We start from the raw sequence: 18,980 nt of genomic DNA on the forward strand, positions 1-18,980 counted from the left end.
CGTGTGTGAAACCCAACAATACCGAGGTCTTCGGGTGTTGGGTTCCCCTTCAGGATCTTGCTACATTTCTCAACCCTTACTACACGTAAATTGATACAAGTCTTAAAGCAAGGCGTAAGCGTCACCCTTAAGATTGACGCTTACACCCAACAAATTTGGGCTTTATCTTTTTAAGTTGACACCAATGCATAACTATGCTCCCCTACAGGTGTACCTCACTTGACAACGCACCCCATTGTTAGGGTCGAGGGGAACATTACTGTTCCACCCCTCCCATCCGAAACCGTGCATGAAAGTTGTCCCTTCACACGGCTACTCAATGTGTTTCCCTATTGTCACGGAGGGACTTCTGACTACCATCAGTAGCAGTTTTAACATTGTGGCAATGACGGTGCAGTAATTGAAGATTGTTCCATTCTTTTTTACCTCCACAACTCAGGGGTTTGATGTGGTCAATCTCCAATAAATCACCTTCAAGAAAATTTAAGCCACATCCCATACATTTACCTTTCTGTTGCTTAAGGAGGTTCCTTTTAGTAGTAGGTAAATTTGGATGATTACTTAACCTTAAACTCCAGTAGATAGTGTCATCATCATAAGGACTTTTATCACCTCTAACTTTTACATAATCGTTAACACTGGAGTGAAATTCGATATGTGATAATAACTTTAATCCGTTACTATCTGGTCTAGTTGTGAATACCCAATGGTTGTCACCTATGGTATGCCAATACTTTTGATGACCGTGATAAATACTTCCGGTTTGTCTTTTAGCCCATCTTCTTAGACGAAGATAAGTTATTCTATCTAACCGGGCGAAATCCCCAACAGTTCCAGCGTCTGAAACTCTATAAAATGTAGCCCATCCCCTAATAATAGGGTTAAGTTCTTTAATTAGTTCTGCTTGAGAACGTGACTTACATTTTATGATGATGCTTTTCATCTTATTTTTGTGAGCATCAATCGCCTTTTTTGAAGGGGTAATAAGGGTAATGAAACCAAGACGAGTACCGAAACTATTTTTGTTTTCTCGGTATTTACCCACTTTTTTATGCTGAATATGGTGTCCCAGAAAATCAAATCCTGCTTGACCATCTTCACTTAAATCTGGGTGCAGTGTATGTGCTACACGGGTCTTTTCTGGTTTCAGTTCTAAGCCAATACCTTTGAGCCAAATTCTGATGATTTCCTCACACCGATTAATGACCGCTCGTGATTCGTGTAAAACTATGAAATCGTCCGCATACCTAATGAAGGTCGGTTGGCAGATTTTATAGCCGAATTTGGTTTTTGACCCTCTTACCTTCCCACTTTTATTAGCAGGAAATTCTTGATTAATCAGGTCTTCTAAACCATGTAAAGCAATGTTAGCTAATAATGGCGAAATTACCCCACCTTGGGGTGTGCCAGAATTTGTAGCTATCAGTTCTCCTGAATCTATTACTCCAGAATTAAGCCAAGCTTTTATTTGTTGCTTAACTTTTCCCTTCATGTTTAGTTTCAAAAGTAATGCTTTCTGATCAATGCGGTCAAAACATTGCGAAATATCTGCATCTAGTACAAATTTGGCTTTTGATACTATGCAGTTTTTGATATGTTTAATGGCATCGTGGCATGACCTGCCTTGTCGAAACCCGTAGCTGGATGCCTCAAATCGAGCCTCCCATTCTGGGTCTAAGGTAGTTTTGACTACGGCTTGTAGGGCGCGGTCAAACATAGTGGGTATTGAAAGCGGGCGTTTTTCAGTTTTCCCTGGTTTAGGTATCCAAATTCTACGTGTGGGTTTGGATTTACCATTTATTCTTAGCCCTTTTGCTAGGTTGAGACGTGCTTCTGGGGATAAGGATTTTACCCCATCCACTCCTGCCGTCTTTTTACCTTGGTTATCTTGCGTTACCCTTCTTACCGCTAGTACCCTATTCGACCAAGACCTCATTAAAATTCGCTGAAGTTTACGGACTCGCTTGATATCACCACAACGCGAAGCGGCGTAGATGCGTTTTTGCAACTTGAAGACGTATTTCTCGACTTTGCGCCAATTTATATTTCTCCATCCCTCAGTATTCTCAATTGAATCTGACTTAGGCGTATTCATTGCTACTTACACCCCTAGCTCTATGCACATTGCGGGTTACGTTTGCTTATCCCGGACGTTACTCCATCCCTTTTGGGGCTTTAACCGTTACTTCGGTTTGGGCGTTTGCTTCTTAACCCATCCCTCCCAAATAAAACTTTTAGCCTGACCGCCTACCTATGTATCGACCACCACAGGAGTTATAATTTGGTTTACTTCGTTCCTGATATCCATTGTTTTGAGTCTTTAGGGGATGCCTATCCACCGGGGGTCTAGGAAGTGCGCTGTTTCGGTTGCAAGAACCTAACAGTCCTTACCCTTTCGGTTATTTCCGAACCAAAGTGTGTCCGAAACAAAAGCTTATATCCCTTGGTGAGATATGACGATGGCTCAACGACATTTTGTTTGTTCTCCCCGTGAACTCTTGCTTGCGGTTGGTGTTTTCAGCAATTATCACCATTAACCGCTTTCGTCCCCGCTTTACAGAGCGAGATAGTCAGTCTCCTCAGTAGGGGCTACCATTTTCTGGTAGTTTACGTGCTTTCAACCCCGCACCAGGGTGATAGGACTTGGTTGAAAATTTCACCTCACCTATATGGGTATCAAGTTGTCATCAGTAGAGGATTAAAGTGCGGACTCAACTCCTGGTGGAGTTACTCTACTGAAGCCTGGAATCCTCCCAGATATTGGGTTTCTCCAGAACGAATCGCACTTGCAGCTATCCCAGCTGAACCCCCCATACCCAATGAGTATACTACGGCAACCCTATAGATATATAGTATTAATATAGCTCAAAGGGATGATTTTAATGGTTAACCAAATCTTTCGCCGCTTAATCGCCAAGTGGATGTCCTTGATCAAAATCAGGAATTCATTTAACAACCAAAATAAATTATTCTCTTCTTTACCAATAGCGGGGGCTTTTGTTAGCAGTCTTTGTTTGAGCTTGCTATTTGCTGCTTGTTCATCAACATCGACTGTTAATTCTCCGAATCCTAGTGCTACATCTGTGGCGAATTCTGCTTCTAGCAAAGCAACATTAGTGCGATTTGGGTATCAAAAATCGAATATTTTATTGAAAAATAAAGGTGTTTTAGAAAAGCGTTTGTCACCAGACGGTATATCTGTAGAATGGATTGAATTTCCTGCTGGGCCACAATTGCTTGAAGCTATGAATGTGGGTAGTATTGACTTTGGACATGTCGGAGAATCACCGCCGATATTTGCCCAAGCAGCAGGAGCATCATTAACTTATGTCGCTGGTATTGCTTCTAGTCCTGCGGGTTCAGCAATTCTTGTTCCCCAGAATTCTGCAATTCAAAAAGTGAGTGACCTGAAAGGTAAAAAAATTGCTTTTCAAAAAGGGTCTAGCGCCCATTTGTTGTTAGTCCAAGCTTTAGAAAAAGCTGGAGTGAAATATAGTGAAATTGAGCCTAAATATTTGCCGCCAGCTGATGCTCGTGCTGCATTTGTTAAGGGTAGCATAGATGCTTGGGTAATTTGGGACCCGTTCTATGCAGCTGCTCAAGAAGCAACTAAAGCTAGAGTCCTGATTGACGGAACGGGAATTAATAAGCAGGGGGGATATTATTTAACAACCCGGAAATTTGTAACTGAAAATCCTCAAGTTGTCAAGGCAGTACTGGAGGAAATTCAACAGCTAGAAGAATGGGCGAAACAGCACCGAGAAGAAGTAGCACAAACTCTATCATCTGTGTTAGGAATTGACATAGAAACTATGAGAAAAGCTACTAATAGGCGGACATTTGGGATTGTACCAATTAATGATGATCTGATAAATTTACAACAACAAGTAGCTGATACATATTATCAGTTAAAGTTGATTCCTAAACAGGTGAATGTCAGAGATGGAGTGTTAACAAAAGAACAATATGCTGCATTTTCACCAAAAATCTAGAAGAAGAATTCAGAATTCAGGAGTCAGAATTCAGAATCTCAAAAAAATCCAACTCCTAATTTATAGCAGTTGCCAGCTAGGTTAGCACGTAAACTGATGGTAAAACACCAACACCAAGAGACTTTCGCAAGCCTGTTGCCTTTTGAAATTTTGAATCGGAGAATTAATTATGACTAATCCTACAGAATTACTGCGATCGCGTTACGGTGAAATTCCCTTCAATCCCGAAATTGAATGGAATGATTCTCTGACATCACTACTATCTCACCGTTCGATTCGTGCTTATCTATCCGATCCTTTACCAGCCGGAACTCTGGAGTTGCTAGTTGCAGCCGCCCAATCTGCATCTACTTCCTCGAATTTACAAACCTGGAGTGTGGTAGCAGTCGAAAGTCAAGAACGCAAAGATGAGTTATCCAAGCTAGCGGGAAATCAAGCACACATCCGACAAGCACCTTTATTTTTGGTGTGGTTAGCAGATTTAGCACGTCTGACTTACGTTGCTGACAGTCGCGGTATATCTCATGATGGTTTGGAATATTTGGAAATGTTTGTTATGGCAACGGTTGATGCCACATTGGCAGCCCAAAATGCCACAGTAGCAGCTGAGTCCCTGGGTTTGGGAACAGTATATATCGGTGGAATCCGCAACCACCCAGAAGAGGTAGCAGCAATCTTGAATTTGCCCTCCTCTGTGTATGCTGTATTTGGCTTGTGTGTAGGCTATCCGAATCCGGAAGTGAATGCTGCAATTAAGCCACGATTACCACAATCAGCTGTGCTGCACCGGGAAACTTATAAATTGGCAGAACAAGATGAAGCGATCGCTCATTACAATAACATTATCAAAGAGTTCTATACTGAACAACAGATGAATGTTGCTGGTGATTGGTCAGAACACTCATCCGGGCGGATTGCAACTGTCGAGTCATTGAGAGGACGCGATCGCTTGCGGCAAGTTCTGAATAACCTGGGCTTCAAGTTACTGTAAACAAGAAACATCAAAATTATGGATTTGCAACTCCGTGGCAAAGTCGCCTTAGTAACAGCTGCTAGTAAAGGTTTGGGCAAAGCTACAGCAAGGCAATTTGCCCGTGAGGGTGCAAAAGTTGCCATCTGCGCCCGCAGTGAGTCAATTGACAAAGCTGCTGCGGAAATTACCAGTGAAACAGATACAGAAGTGCTATCTCTGCGTGCAGATGTTACCAATCAACAAGATATTGAACGGGTAATTAATGCCACAGTGGAGAAGTTTGGCGGGTTGGATATCCTTGTTACCAACGCCGGAGGACCACCCGCTGGCACTTTTGATGATATTGATTTGGCAACTTGGGAAACTTCGCTTAACTTGACTTTGCTGAGTGTAGTCCGTTTGGTGAAGTACGCCTTACCTCACTTGCGCCAATCTACCACACCAGCGATTCTAACCATCACTTCAACCTCAACCAAACAACCAGTCCAAAACCTTGTATTGTCTAATTCCATTCGATTAGCGGTGATTGGTTTAACTAAAACTCTTAGTCAAGAATTGGGTAGCGATCAAATTCGCGTTAATAGCATTTTACCGGGTTGGACATATACAGAACGAGTAGAAGAATTAATCAACGCACAGATGACTAAAAGTGGCGAAACAAAAGAAGCAGAAATTGCCAAAATCAATGGGAAAATTCCTTTAGGTCGCATGGGGACACCAGAAGAGTTTGCCAATGTTGCGGTATTTTTGAGTTCGCCAGCAGCCTCATTTGTGAATGGAGTCATGTTGCAAGTAGATGGCGGAATTATTCAAGGAACATTTTGACGTGTTGTCGAAATATTGAATTATTCCTTGGCGATCGCGATCGTTGATTACCATTTCTGTAAATTTCCCTGTTGTGTACTCTGCAATCACACTGCGCCAAAATTTTTGAGCGACTGTATTTGTGGTAATTTGATAAATCTCCCACTTGCCACAAAATCGGTCGAAGACTTGAGAAGCAACCAATTTACCAATTCCTTGTTGCCTATATTTCCGTAAGATAAAAAACTCTGCAATAGAATATTGACTGTCTGGAATGTATGTGAACTGATTCACTAAAACAAATCCAGCAAGCTTTTTGCCTACTCGCACAATGAACGGGTAGCGATCGCCTTCAATCCAGTAATAATCAAGATAAGGGTATCCAAAGTAACCATGATCATTGAGGTCTTGATCTTCAAACTCTGAAAAGTCATACTGATAAAGCTCCATCATCCGTTGGATGAGTGGTTTCTCATCGATTGAAGCAGATAACACCTCTAGATACATAATCAATCGAGCAAAAACAATATTTCTTAATCATATTCAGGAGTCACTGCACAAGCGTTTACAGAGTTCTCTTGCCGTCAGGATATGATCTCAAAGACTCTATCTGCGATAATAAGCAACGTCTCTCTACAAGGATTTTGATATCATGCACAATCGTTTTCATATATGAAATCAGCAACACCCAAAATTTTATCTGAATGTTTTGGCATAATTTTACACCTGTGCATAACTGTGCATTTATCCTGGATTTCACACAATCGAAAACAGCGATATTAGAATCAAGTCAAATATTCATAACAGTAATTCGTTCGCTATCATCAAGTTTGATTATAAATTTTCCCAGACAAAATATCAACTTATCTTGTATTTTTGATTTAAAATGTGTATATTACATTCCACTCAGAAACACAATAACATAAAAGAGAGCATCCCGATGCACAACCACCAATTATTTAATGCTAACATCGAGAACGATCGCGTTCTTTTAACTCCCAATGAAATTAAATCAAGATTACCATTAACTCAATTAGCAGAACAAACAGTTTTAAAGTATAGAGAGGAAATAGAAGATATTTTAGATTTTCGCGATCGCCGAAAATTCATCGTAGTTGGTCCCTGTTCAATCCACGATCCCAAAGCAGCGATCGAATATTCCCAAAGATTGAAAGTATTGGCCGAGAAAGTCCAAGATAAACTGCTACTAATTATGCGAGTTTACTTTGAAAAACCCAGAACAACCGTAGGCTGGAAAGGATTAATTAACGACCCAGACATGGATGATTCTTTTCATGTAGAAAATGGATTATTAATTGCACGCCAGCTATTATTACAAATTACAGAATTGGGATTACCTGCTGGCACAGAAGCCCTAGACCCAATCATCCCTCAATACATTAGTGAACTGATTACATGGTCTGCCATTGGCGCACGCACCACCGAATCACAAACTCATCGGGAAATGGCAAGCGGACTTTCCATGCCTGTGGGTTTTAAAAACGGCACCGACGGCAATATTCAAGTAGCTTTGAATGCCCTACAATCAGCTAGAAACCCTCATAATTTTCTGGGAATTAATCAAAACGGACAAGTCAGCGTATTTCAAACCAAAGGTAATGCCTACGGTCATGTTATTTTAAGAGGTGGTAATCAGCCCAACTTTGATGTAGCAAGCGTCAGCGTAGTGGAAAATAAATTAAAAGAGGCAAATTTACCACCAAGAATTGTCATCGATTGTAGCCACGGCAATACAAATAAAGACTACAAATTACAAGCTGCCGTTTTGGAAAATATTATCGAGCAAATATTGGATGGTAACACATCAATAGTTGGCATGATGCTGGAATCGAATATATATGAAGGTAATCAGCCAATGACTGGGAAAAAAGAAGAATTAAAATATGGTGTTTCTGTAACTGACAAATGTATTAACTGGGAAGAAACAGAGAAAATTATTTTGGCCGCCCACGAAAAACTTAAGTAACTTGTTTACTAGACTGGAATCCAAATTAAGTATTCAAAAATTGTCTTCATGGGGGAGAGGAGAAAGAAAAATTTCTTCCTTACCTGCCTCATCCCCCGACGATTTTCTATTTTCTCTGCTTAGAGTGATAGAGCGTTAATCACGATTAAACAACCACAAAATTGTTGTTGGTTAATGACAACCCAGCAGTAACTAAAGCAAACTGTACCTGAGCAAATGCGCCTGCACTGCCATCTTGGTCAAAGAACAATCCACCTGTAGTGGAGTTATAAATAAATCGTTCACTGCTAGTGGTTGCAGATGTTCCAAGTGTAAACTGACTAGCTAAAAGTACACCTGCTGATAAACCGCCGCCAAAACCAGCAGCCGACACCTGAATTAGTTCATTAGTGGCGTTGAAGTCATAAATCTGATCAACACCTTCATTGAAACTACTGAAAACAAAAGTATCAGTACCGCTTCCTCCAATTAGGCTATCATTACCTTTGCCACCTGTGAGGATATCATCGCCATTACCACCGTTGAGGATGTTCTCGCCAGAAGCGCCAGAGGCAGAGAGAATATCATCACCATTGCCTCCATCAAGTAGATTATCGCCTGATGAATCATCAATATTCAATGTATCATTACCAGCACCACCGTTGAGCGTGTTATTGCCTGATGCGCCAATATTGCCAATGTTGTAGTCGTTCTGGAAGGCAGAGGCAGAGAGATAATCATTACCATTGCCTCCATCAAGTAGATTATCGCCTGATGAATCTTCAATATTCAATGTGTCATTACCAGCACCACCGTTGAGCGTGTTATTGCCTGATATCTGCAAGCCAGAAGCAGAGAGATAATCATTACCATTACTTCCATCGAGTAGATTATCGCCTGATGAATAGCCAATATTCAACGTGTCATTACCAGCACTACCGTTGAGCGTGCTATTGCCTGATGTGTGCAAGCCAGAGAGAATATCATTACCATTACCTCCATCAAGTAGATTATCGCCTGATGAATAGTCAATATTCAATGTGTCATTACCAGCACCACCGTTGAGAGTGTTATTGCCTAAGGAGGGAGAGTCATATGGGATACGGTAGTTGGCGTCAATCGTGAGAAAATCATTGCCATCACCCCCATCCAAGAGGTTATTGCCTGCTGAACCGATAGCACTCAAGTTATCATTCCCTGCACCACCGTTAAGCGTGTTATTGCCTAAGGAGCGAGAGTCGTATGTGCTCGTGCCATAACTATTCGTGTAGCCAGAGACGGAGAGAGTATCATTGCCATCGCCCCCGGAGAGTAAGTTATCGCCGGTTGAACCGCTAGCACTCAAGTTATCATTCCCTGCACCACCGTTAAGTGTGTTATTGCCTAAGGAGGTAGAGTCCTCCTCGGAGCCGCCATAATAGTCGTCATATATTCTCAAACCGCCAGAGACAGAGAGAGTATCATTGCCATCGTCCCCAGAGAGTAAGTTATTGCCTTTTGAACCACTAGCACTCAAGGCATCATCACCTACACCACCGTTGAGCGTGTTATTGCCATATGAGCGAGAGTCAGAAGAGGAGTAATAGCCTTCATATGAGTACTGGCCTTCACTGCCAGAGATGGAGAGGGAATCATTACCATTACCCCCAGAGAGTAAATTATCGCCTTTTGAACCGCTAGCACTCAAGGTATCGTCACCATCGCCACCATTGAGGGTGTTATTGCCTAAGGAGACAGAGTTGAAGTAGTCGTCGAGGTAAGTTGATTGAGAATAGCCAGAGATGGAGAGGGTATCATTGCCATCGCCACCAAAAAGGAGGTTATTGCCTGTTGAGCCGCTAGCACTCAAGGTATCGTTACCAGCACCACCGTTGAGGGTATTATTTCCTTTAGATCGCAGGTCCTTGTCTTCTGTGTAGAGTAGGCGGTAGTACTGGTAGCCAGAGGCGAAGAGAGTATCATTGCCATCGCCTCCATCGAGGAGGTTATCGCCTTCTGAATTATCAGCATTGAAGTCACTCCTCGTACCAGCAACAAGAGTATCATTGCCCACACCACCAATGAGAGTATCGTTGCCAGTACCACCCCGCAGCAAGTCGTTACCGCTTAAGCCGTTGATGATGTCGTCACCTCCCTGACCATTGATGACATCATCTGAGTTGTCAAAACCCTTGACATTGTTTGAGAGGTCGTTGAGGAAAGTGACTGTGTTTTTTCTAAAGACAGTGCTTTGGGTGGAGTTAGCATTGAAAACATCAAAACTGTCTTGAATACTGCTTTGCTCATGAAATAGAATATTGCCTGAGTTTACAGTGGCTCCAGTAGATTTGGTGAGGTTATCTAGATTTTCCAAGGCAAAGTTTTGCAGGATGACTTTAGTTATCTCTTCAAAACTAGATCCAAGCTCATAACCTCCTATCCCTTCAAAGCCAATTTCCAAGTTTGTGCCATTCTGGGTGAGTACCAGATTTCGTGCAGTCAATCCACCAATGAATTTGATAGTATCGACTTCAGCAATGACTGCTGCTGAGGGATTTGTGCCTTTACCGACGCCACCAAAATCAGTGATTGTATATGGCTGTCCACTTCCGTTGTAAAAGTCGTAAACAAATATATCGTTACCACCTCCACCAGTTAGGGTGTCAAACTCATAATCGTAAATAATGCCCTGTAGAGTATCGTTGCCTGCGGTTCCAATGATATTTGCCATAAATTTTTCCTACCTGAGTCCATTTTTGGAGTAACTTCAGTTGTCAATAATCGAGTTAGTGCTGTTTGAGGGCACAAATAAATTGCCAAAAGTTGAAGCTTTGGGCATACTTTTTTCAGTCTTTAGATAAAGTCGCCAATTTTTCATTGAAGATTTCCCCTTTAACGCTCTTTTATGACTCTGGAAAGAGAATAATCCAAGCGATTAGAAATCGCGGCTACACAAACTCTCGTCCGCCTGCGCGGACTAACGCAAAAATAGGGTTTCAAATTTTATCTGACGAGAGTAATAAAAGAGCGTTAATTGGCTTGCAAGCATAACTTATCCAAGTATTGAGGACTATCTAAGTCTTAAGCACTGTACAAGATTTAGTTGGTTTGTCAATGCATAAATCTTACTAGTTGGAAAAGAGAGAACATCTGAACATGGCATAAAATAAGAATTTTTATGCACTGGTTGTGAGCGTAGCTTGCCGCCGTAGGTATCGCCCTTGAATATCTACCTGGAAAATAGGAAACATCTAAATAACCTGACAATAAATAACTACCGAATATTTACTTAGATGTCTATCTTTTCAGAAACATCTTTGCAGAGTCTTCATATTATTTGCCGTTAAATGTATCTAGGAGTACTGAACTTTGTGCATTCTTTATATTTTGATAGTCAAATTATTTGCTAGATTCCCAGCAGAAGTGATGTTACGAGAGCGAAAACAAGTAGGCGATCGCTTACCCAACATCATCGGCATTTTTCACTTCCACCGAGAGCATACTACCATATCGGCTCGAATGCGATCGCCTGGGTTTATTAAATTCAACGTGAATTCGATGGCTCATATTCTAAGCTCAATCAGAAAACCTCTCCCTGGTTTTACTACGCAAAACCGTCCCTCTCCGAATCGGAGAGGGACAGACTTGAACTTTAGTTCAAGGCAGGGAGAGGTTCGTCGAACTCACGTTAAATTCACTGTACTAAGCAATAAAATGCGAAGCGCTATTTTCAACACCTCGCATTTTTAAGATTTATGATCTTGGTTGCTGCTATGCGATGGAATTCTAATTAGCCTTAAACAACCACAATATTGTTGTTGGTTAACGAGAACCCACCAAATATTTGTGCAATTTGTACTTGACTAAAGGCAGTGCCATTGCCATCTTGGTCAAAGTACAATGCACCACTGTATGAGTTATAAATAAATCGCTGGGTGCTAGTGGTTGCTGCTGCAGGTGGTGTAGACCCACCACCTATACGTAGAAACTGACTAGCTAAAAGTACACCGGCTGATAAACCGCCACCAAAACCAGCAGCCGACACCTGAATTACTTCATTAGCACTGAAGTCATAAATCTGATCACGACCTTCGGTGAAACTATTGAAAACAAAGGTATCAATCCCATCTTCCCCATAGAGCTGATCATTACCGTTTCCACCGATGAGGATATCATTGTCCCAACCACCGTTGAGGGTATCCCTGTCATTGCCACCTGTGAGGCTATCATCGCCATTGTCACCGATGAGGCTATCATCGCCATTGCCACCGATGAGGGTGCTATTATCTGAGCCGTAAGTCGTAGCTATCAGAGAGTCATTACCATCGCCCCCATCTAATAGATTATTGCCTGTTGAACTGGAAACATTCAATGTATCGTTACCAACACCACCGTTGAGGGTGTTATTACCACCGTAGGAATAGGAATAGACAGAGAGAAAATCGTTACCATCGCCCCCATCTAATAGATTATTGCCTGTTGAAGCGGAAATATTCAATGTATCATTACCAACACCACCGTTGAGGGTGTTATCGCCAGATACGGCACGATAAACATAATTTCCGAATTCGTCGTAAATGTAACTCAAGGCCTGTAAAGAATCATCGCCATCGCCTCCATTGAGGAGGTTATCCCCTGTTGAAAGACTAATATCCAACAAATCTGCACCAGCCCCGCCATCTAGTGTATCGTTACCATTGGCTGAGCTGAGCGTATCATTAGCATTGCTTCCCACAAGATAATCATCGTAGTCTGTACCTGTGATATTTAATTGTTCGATACTCTTGTAGCTAAACACTGTTGTGCCTGCCGTCGTAGAAATTGCTCCAGTACCAGTAGTCGTATCGAAAATCGAAGTAATTCCTGTGGTAGCACTGGCATAATTGATAGACAAACTGTCTTTACCTGCTCCCCCATCTACTGTTTGAGTCACTGATGTAGATAAGGAGTAGAAATTTAACAAATCATCCCCATTTCCTGCATTGAGGGTGTTATTGCCAATGCCAGTACTGAGAATATCATTGCCATCGCCACCGTTGAGACTATCGTTGCCATCGCCACCATTGAGAGTATCATTGCCATCACCACCGTTGAGACTATCGTTGCCATCGCCACCCCTGAGTATGTCATTACCGCTTAAGCCATCAATAATGTCATCACCTCCCTGACCATTGATGACATCATTTGAATTTTCAAATCCACTAACATTGTTATCGAGGTCGTTGAGGAAGGTGACTGTGTTTCTTCTAAAGACAGTGCTTTGGGTGGAGTTGGCATTGAAGACATCAAAGCTGTCCGTGATGGTAGTTTGACCATAAAACAGGATATTGCCCAAGTCTACAGTGGCTCCAGTGGATTTGCTGAGGTTATCCAGGTTTTCCAGGGCGAAGTTTTCCAGGATGAATGCAGTATTGCCATACCCTTCAAAGCCGATTGACAAGCTTGTGCCATTCTGGGTGAGGAGCAAATTGTCGGCAGTGAAGCCACTAGAATCCTGGAATATCAGAGTATCGACTTCGGCAATGACTTCTGCTGTGGGGTTTGTTCCTTTACCTACTCCACGGAAATCGGTGATTGTATCAGTGCCAGTATTAATACCAGTGGTATCACCGAACGTGCTGTAGGCTAAGCCGTTGTAAACAAAAATATCCCGACCACCGCCACCTATGAGGCTATCATCGCCATTGCCAGTTGTGAGGATATCATTGCCATCACCACCGTTGAGGGTATTATTACCCTCGGCGCCAGAGGCACTCAGAGTATCATTGCCATCGCCGCCATCTAGGAGGTTATTGCCTAAAGAGGTAGAGTTGAAGTAAGAGTCATAGTATTGGTAAATAAAGCCAGAGATGTCTAGAGAATCATTGCCATCGCCTCCATCTAGGAGGTTATCGCCATTTGAACCACTACCACTCAAGACATCATCACCTGCACCACCATTGAGGGTGTTATTCCCATCTGAGCGAGAGTTAGACGATGTGTATTGCTCACTCCTTGCATACCCAGAGATGTCTAGAGAATCATTGCCATCGCCCCCATCTAGGAGGTTATCGCCGAATGAACCGCTAGCATCCAAAGTGTCATCACCTGCACCACCGTTGAGGGTATTATTCCCTAAAGAGGGATTATCGTAGCCTGGTTGGTAAGAATTGTAGGAGTATTGGCCGGACGCTCTCAGTAAATCATTGCCATCTTCTCCATTGAGCAGATTATTGCTTGAGGGGGAGTCAACATTCAACTTATCGTCACCAACACCACCGTTGAGGGTATTATTGCCCGCACCACCCCTGAGTATGTCATTGCCACTTAAGCCATTAATAATGTCATCACCTCCCTGACCATTGATGACATCATTTGAATTTTCAAAGCCACTAACATTGTTTGAGAGGTCGTTTAGGAAGGTGACTGTATTTTTTCTAAAGACAGTGCTTTGAGTGGAGTTGGCATTGAAGACATCAAAGCTGTCGGTGATGGTAGTTTCCCCATCAAATATAATATTGCCCAAGTCTACAGTGGCTCCAGTGGATTTGCTCAGGTTATCTAGGTTTTCCAGAGCAAAGTTTTCCAGGATGAGTTTGCTACCGAGATCGCCTTGAAAGCTAATTTCCAGATTGTTGCCATTCTGGGTAAGGAGCAAATTTTCGGCAGTTAACCCAGCACCTTGGAATACCAGAGTGTCCACTTCGGCAATGACTGCTGCTGTGGGGTTTGTTCCTTTACCTATTCCACCGAAATCGGTGATCGTATTAATGTAGCCTGAGTCCTCGTTGTCAAGAAATATATCGTTACCACCGCCACCAGTTAGGGTGTCGTAGTAATCGTAGAAATCAGAAACGCCCTCTAGGGTATCGTTACCGCTGGTTCCAATGATAATCGCCATAACTTTTACCTGATTGAATTGATTTTTGGAGTAACTTCAGTTGTCAATAATCGAGTTAGTGCTATTTGAGGGCACAAATCATTTCAGCTTTTCTATCTCACTCAACTGCACACCGCTATATCTAAGTCTTAAGCACTGTACAAAATTTAGTTGGTTTGTCAATGCATAAGTCTTACTAGCGAAAGTAGAGAACACTTGACATGGCGCAAAATAAGGGATACAGCGCTTCCTGCTGTTATGAAGTACAGTTTTTTCCCCACTGCCCGCTATCTCCTGTATCCTTTCAGGACTGAGAACGTACCTCATAACACCGGGAAGTGGTGTATCTATGCACTGGTTGTCAGCGTAGCTTGCCGCCTTCGGCATCGCCGTTGAATATCTACCTGGAAAATAGGAAACATTGAAATAACATGATAATAACTAGATACCCAATATTTACTGAGATGTCCATCTTTTCAGAAATATCTTTGCATACTCTTCATATTATTTGCGCTTAAATGTATCTATGAGTACTGAACTTTGTGTATTCTTTATATTTTGATAGTCAAATTATTTGCTATATCCCCAGCAGAAGTGATGTTACGAGGGCAAAAACAAGCAGGCGATCGCTTACCCAACATCATCGGCATTTTTCACTTCCACCGAGAGCATACTACCATATCGGCTCAAATGCGATCGCCTGGGTTTATTAAATTCACTGTACTAAGCAATAAAATGCGAGGGGCTATTGGAAACACCTCGCATTTTTAAGCTTTATGATCTTGCTTACTGCTGTGTGATGGAACTCTAATTAGCCTTAAACAACCACAAAATTGTTGTTGGTTAATGACAAACCAGCAGTAAAGACAGCAAATTGTACCTGAGTAAAAGCGCCTGCATTGCCATCTTGGTCAAAGAACAATGCACCTGTAGTGGAGTTATAAATAAATCGCTCGGTACTAGTGCTTGCAGATGTTCCGATGGTAAACTGACTTGTTGAAAGTACACCTGCTGATAATCCGCCAGCAAAACCAGTAGCCGACACCTGAATCACTTCATCAGTAGCGCTGAAGTCATAAATAGTATCAAGCCCTTGATTGAAACTATCGAAAACAAATGTATCAGCACCACCGCCACCTGTGAGGCTATCATTACCGTTGCCACCTGTGAGGATATCATCGCCATTACCACCGTTGAGGGTATTATTACCAGTGGCGCCAGAGGCACTCAGAGTATCATTGCCATCGCCTCCATCTAGGAGGTTATTACCTTTGGAGATAGAGTTGGAGTAGGAGTCGCCACTTAAATCAACAAAATAGCCAGAGATGGAGAGAGAATCATTGCCATCGCCTCCAAAAAGCAGGTTATCACCTCTTGAACCACTAGCACTCAAGGTATCATCACCTGCACCACCATTGAGGGTGTTATTCCCGGAGGAGATATCCTCACTCGAACCGTAATTGTAACGAGTTATACTCCCAGAGATGGAGAGAGAATCATTGCCATCGCCTCCAAAAAGCAGGTTATCACCTCTTGAACCACTAGCATTTAAGGTATCATCACCTGCACCACCATTGAGGGTGTTATTCCCCCAGGACAAAATGCTGGTGTACTGGTCGCCACCTCCACCAAAATAGCCAGAGGCACTCAGAGAATCATTGCCATGGCCCCCATCCAAGAGGTTATCACCCTCAGAGCCACTAGCATTCAAGGTATCATCACCTGCACCACCATTGAGGGTGTTATCACCATCTGAGATATTGTTATAGGATCTGTAGTCGGCACCATATCCCCTCCCAGAGATGGAGAGAGAATCATTGCCATCGCCCCCATCCAAGAGGTTATCGCCTAATGAACCGCTAGCACTCAAGGTATCAGCACCTGCACCACCGTTGAGGGTATTATTGCCTAAAGAACGATCATTGTCGCGGTTTCCGTTATAGCCATCGTTGTCCTCGCTGCCAGAGATGGAGAGAGAATCATTGCCATCTCCTCCATCTAAGAGGTTATCGCCTAATGAACCGCTAGCACTCAAGGTATCAGCACCTGCACCACCGTTGAGAGTATTATTGCCTAAAGAACGATCATCGTAGCCTTCTCGGTAGTAGTCGTTGTAGAACTTGTTGCCAGAGGCGAAGAGAGTATCATTGCCATCGCCTCCATTAAGCAGATTATTGCCCGCACCACCCCTCAATATATCATTGCCACTTAAGCCATTAATAATGTCATCACCTCCCTGACCATTGATGACATCATTTGAATTGTCAAAGCCACTAACATTGTTGTCTAGGTCGTTGAGGAAGGTGACTGTGTTTTTTCTAAAAACAGTGTTTTGAGTGGAGTTGGCATTGAAGACATCAAAGCTGTCGGTGATGCTAGTTTCCCCATCAAATATAATATTGCCCAAGTCTACAGTGGCTCCAGTGGGTTTGCTCAGGTTATCTAGGTTTTCCAGCGCAAAGTTTTCCAGGATGAGTCTGTTACCCCGATAATACCCTTGAAAGCTGATTGACAAACTTGTGCCATTCTGCGTGAGGAGCAAATTTTTGGCAGTTAACCCACCACCTTGGAATATCAGAGTATCCACTTCGGCAATAACTGCTGCTGTGGGGTTTGTTCCTTTACCTACTCCACCAAAATCGGCGATCGTATTGCCGTAGTTGGGTAAGCCTTTGTAAACAAATTTGTCGTGACCACCGCCACCTATAAGGATATCCTTACCATTGCCACCTGTGAGGGTATCATCGCCATCCCCACCAGACAGCAGGTTATCGCTTGATAAACCAGTAGTACTCAAGTAATCATCACCAGCACCACCGTTGAGGGTGTTTTTGTCAGACGAGGGATCTCCGGGGCTGAAAGGTCCGTCGATAGTAATGGAGAGAGAATCATTGCCATCGCCGCCATCAAGCAGCTGATCTCCTCCTGTTGAATTTTCAGCAAACAAGGTATCGTCACCAGCGCCACCGTTGAGGGTGTTTTTGCCATATAAGCCATAGATGGAGCCATAGATGGAGAGAGAATCATCGCCATCGCCCCCATCCCAGAGGTTATCCCCGAAATCATAGCCCGTACCCCTACCACCGAGAGTATCGTTGCCTGCACCACCAATGAGAGTATCATTGCCCGCACCACCCCGCAGCAAGTCGTTACCACTCTTGCCGTCGATGATGTCATTACCCCCCTGACCATTGATCACATCATCTGAGTCGTCAAAGCCGTTGACATTATTATTCAGGTCATTGAGGAAGGTAACTGTGTTTTTGTTAAAGATAGTGCTTTGGGTTGAATTGGCATTGAAAACATCAAAGCTGTCTGTGATGGTAGTTTGCCCATCAAATATAATATTGCCTGAGTCTACACTCGCTCCAGTAGATTTGCTGAGGTTATCTAGATTTTCCAAGGCAAAGTTTTTCAGGATGACTTGAGTATTTATCCTTCCAAAGGTGATTTCTAAGTTTGTGCCATTCTGGGTGAGTACCAGATTTCGCGCAGTCAAGCCTTCCCCAACGAATTTGATAGTATCGACTTCGGCCATAACTGGTGCTGAGGGATTTGCGTTTTTACCGACTCCACCGAAATCAGTGATTATATCTACGCCATAAGCTTGATTGTAAATAAATATATCTTTGCCACCGCCACCAGTTAGGGTGTCATAGTAATGGTAAGTACTGCCCTGTAGGGTATCGTTACCTGTGGTTCCAATGATATTTGCCATAACTTTTTCCTGATTGAATCGATTTTTGGAGTAACTTCAGTTGTCAATAATCGAGTTAGTGCTGTTTGGGGATACAAATGATTTGCCAAAAGTTGAAGCTTTCGGCAGATTTGATTTGCCTTTGAGAGTGATCAACTTTTGCCCAAGATTCACTCTGTTAAACAGCTTCCAAGGATTACTGATCCCAGTATTGAGTACTATCTAAGTCTTAAGCTCTATACAAAATTGAGTTGGTTTGTCAATGCATAAGTCTTACTAGCGAAAATAGGGAACAGCTGATTTGGCATAAAAGAATGAATTTTTATGCACTGGTTGTGGGCGTAGCTTGCCGCCTTCGGCATCGCCCCAACTTTCTAGCTGAAAAATAGGAAACATCTAAATATCCTGACAATAAATAATTACCGAATATTTACTTAGATGTCTATCTTTTCAGCAAAATCTTTGCATACTCTTCATATTTGCTGACAGATGTATATGTTGACTACTGAGATTTGTATATATTTGATATTCTGAACAAATTATTTGCTATATCCCCAGCAGAAGTGATGTTACGAGGGCAATAACAAGCAGGCGATCGCTTAGCCAACATCATCAGCATTTTTCACTTGCACAGAGAGCATACTACCATATCCTGAGAATGCGTAAGCCTTGCTTTGTTAAGTTAACTGTACTAAGCAATCAAATGCGAG

General features: G+C 42.6%; 10 protein-coding genes. 5 read left to right on the top strand and 5 right to left on the bottom strand.

The window, feature by feature from the left end:
• Positions 1-316: 316 nt before the first annotated feature.
• Complete coding sequence (ltrA, locus tag IQ276_RS22400) at positions 317-2,095, bottom strand: group II intron reverse transcriptase/maturase (protein WP_193914597.1); 1,779 nt, start codon at positions 2,093-2,095, stop codon at positions 317-319.
• Positions 2,096-2,882: 787 nt separating this feature from the next.
• Here ltrA and IQ276_RS22405 point away from each other — a divergent pair.
• The 3 genes from IQ276_RS22405 (at position 2,883) to IQ276_RS22415 (ending at position 5,790) form a co-directional block, all read left to right on the top strand.
• On the top strand, positions 2,883-3,992 hold the full coding sequence (locus IQ276_RS22405) for a sulfonate ABC transporter substrate-binding protein (protein WP_193914596.1): 1,110 nt from the start codon (positions 2,883-2,885) through the stop codon (positions 3,990-3,992).
• 169 nt (positions 3,993-4,161) lie between these two features.
• On the top strand, positions 4,162-4,983 hold the full coding sequence (locus IQ276_RS22410) for an NADPH-dependent oxidoreductase (protein ID WP_193914595.1): 822 nt from the start codon (positions 4,162-4,164) through the stop codon (positions 4,981-4,983).
• Positions 4,984-5,001: 18 nt separating this feature from the next.
• Positions 5,002-5,790: an SDR family oxidoreductase gene (locus IQ276_RS22415; protein ID WP_193914594.1), complete on the top strand. Its 789-nt coding sequence runs from the start codon at positions 5,002-5,004 to the stop codon at positions 5,788-5,790.
• Here IQ276_RS22415 and IQ276_RS22420 read toward each other — a convergent pair.
• The gene (locus IQ276_RS22420; RefSeq protein WP_235115879.1) at positions 5,731-6,276 is read right to left on the bottom strand and encodes a GNAT family N-acetyltransferase; all 546 of its coding nucleotides are present in this window, start codon (positions 6,274-6,276) and stop codon (positions 5,731-5,733) included. The genes IQ276_RS22415 and IQ276_RS22420 overlap by 60 nt on opposite strands.
• Before the next feature lie 433 nt (positions 6,277-6,709).
• Between IQ276_RS22420 and IQ276_RS22425 the strand changes: the two genes are divergently transcribed.
• Complete coding sequence (locus IQ276_RS22425; RefSeq protein WP_193914591.1) at positions 6,710-7,756, top strand: 3-deoxy-7-phosphoheptulonate synthase; 1,047 nt, start codon at positions 6,710-6,712, stop codon at positions 7,754-7,756.
• A gap of 145 nt (positions 7,757-7,901) precedes the next feature.
• Here the strand turns inward: IQ276_RS22425 and IQ276_RS22430 are convergent, their stop codons facing one another.
• Together IQ276_RS22430 and IQ276_RS22435 are read right to left on the bottom strand one after the other, a co-directional pair.
• Entirely contained in the window at positions 7,902-10,445 is a 2,544-nt protein-coding gene (locus IQ276_RS22430) for a beta strand repeat-containing protein (RefSeq protein WP_193914588.1), read from the bottom strand.
• Between the two features lie 1,065 nt (positions 10,446-11,510).
• On the bottom strand, positions 11,511-14,594 hold the full coding sequence (locus IQ276_RS22435) for a beta strand repeat-containing protein (RefSeq protein WP_193914586.1): 3,084 nt from the start codon (positions 14,592-14,594) through the stop codon (positions 11,511-11,513).
• Between the two features lie 519 nt (positions 14,595-15,113).
• Between IQ276_RS22435 and IQ276_RS22440 the strand changes: the two genes are divergently transcribed.
• Positions 15,114-15,344, top strand: coding sequence for an MPN domain-containing protein (locus IQ276_RS22440; RefSeq protein WP_235115880.1), 231 nt, complete (start codon positions 15,114-15,116; stop codon positions 15,342-15,344).
• A 46-nt stretch (positions 15,345-15,390) separates the two neighbouring features.
• Here the strand turns inward: IQ276_RS22440 and IQ276_RS22445 are convergent, their stop codons facing one another.
• Positions 15,391-18,291, bottom strand: coding sequence for a beta strand repeat-containing protein (locus tag IQ276_RS22445; RefSeq protein ID WP_235115881.1), 2,901 nt, complete (start codon positions 18,289-18,291; stop codon positions 15,391-15,393).
• Positions 18,292-18,980: the final 689 nt, after the last annotated feature.

Origin of the sequence: Desmonostoc muscorum LEGE 12446 (assembly GCF_015207005.2) — a bacterium.
Classification (GTDB): Bacteria; Cyanobacteriota; Cyanobacteriia; order Cyanobacteriales; family Nostocaceae; genus Nostoc; species Nostoc muscorum.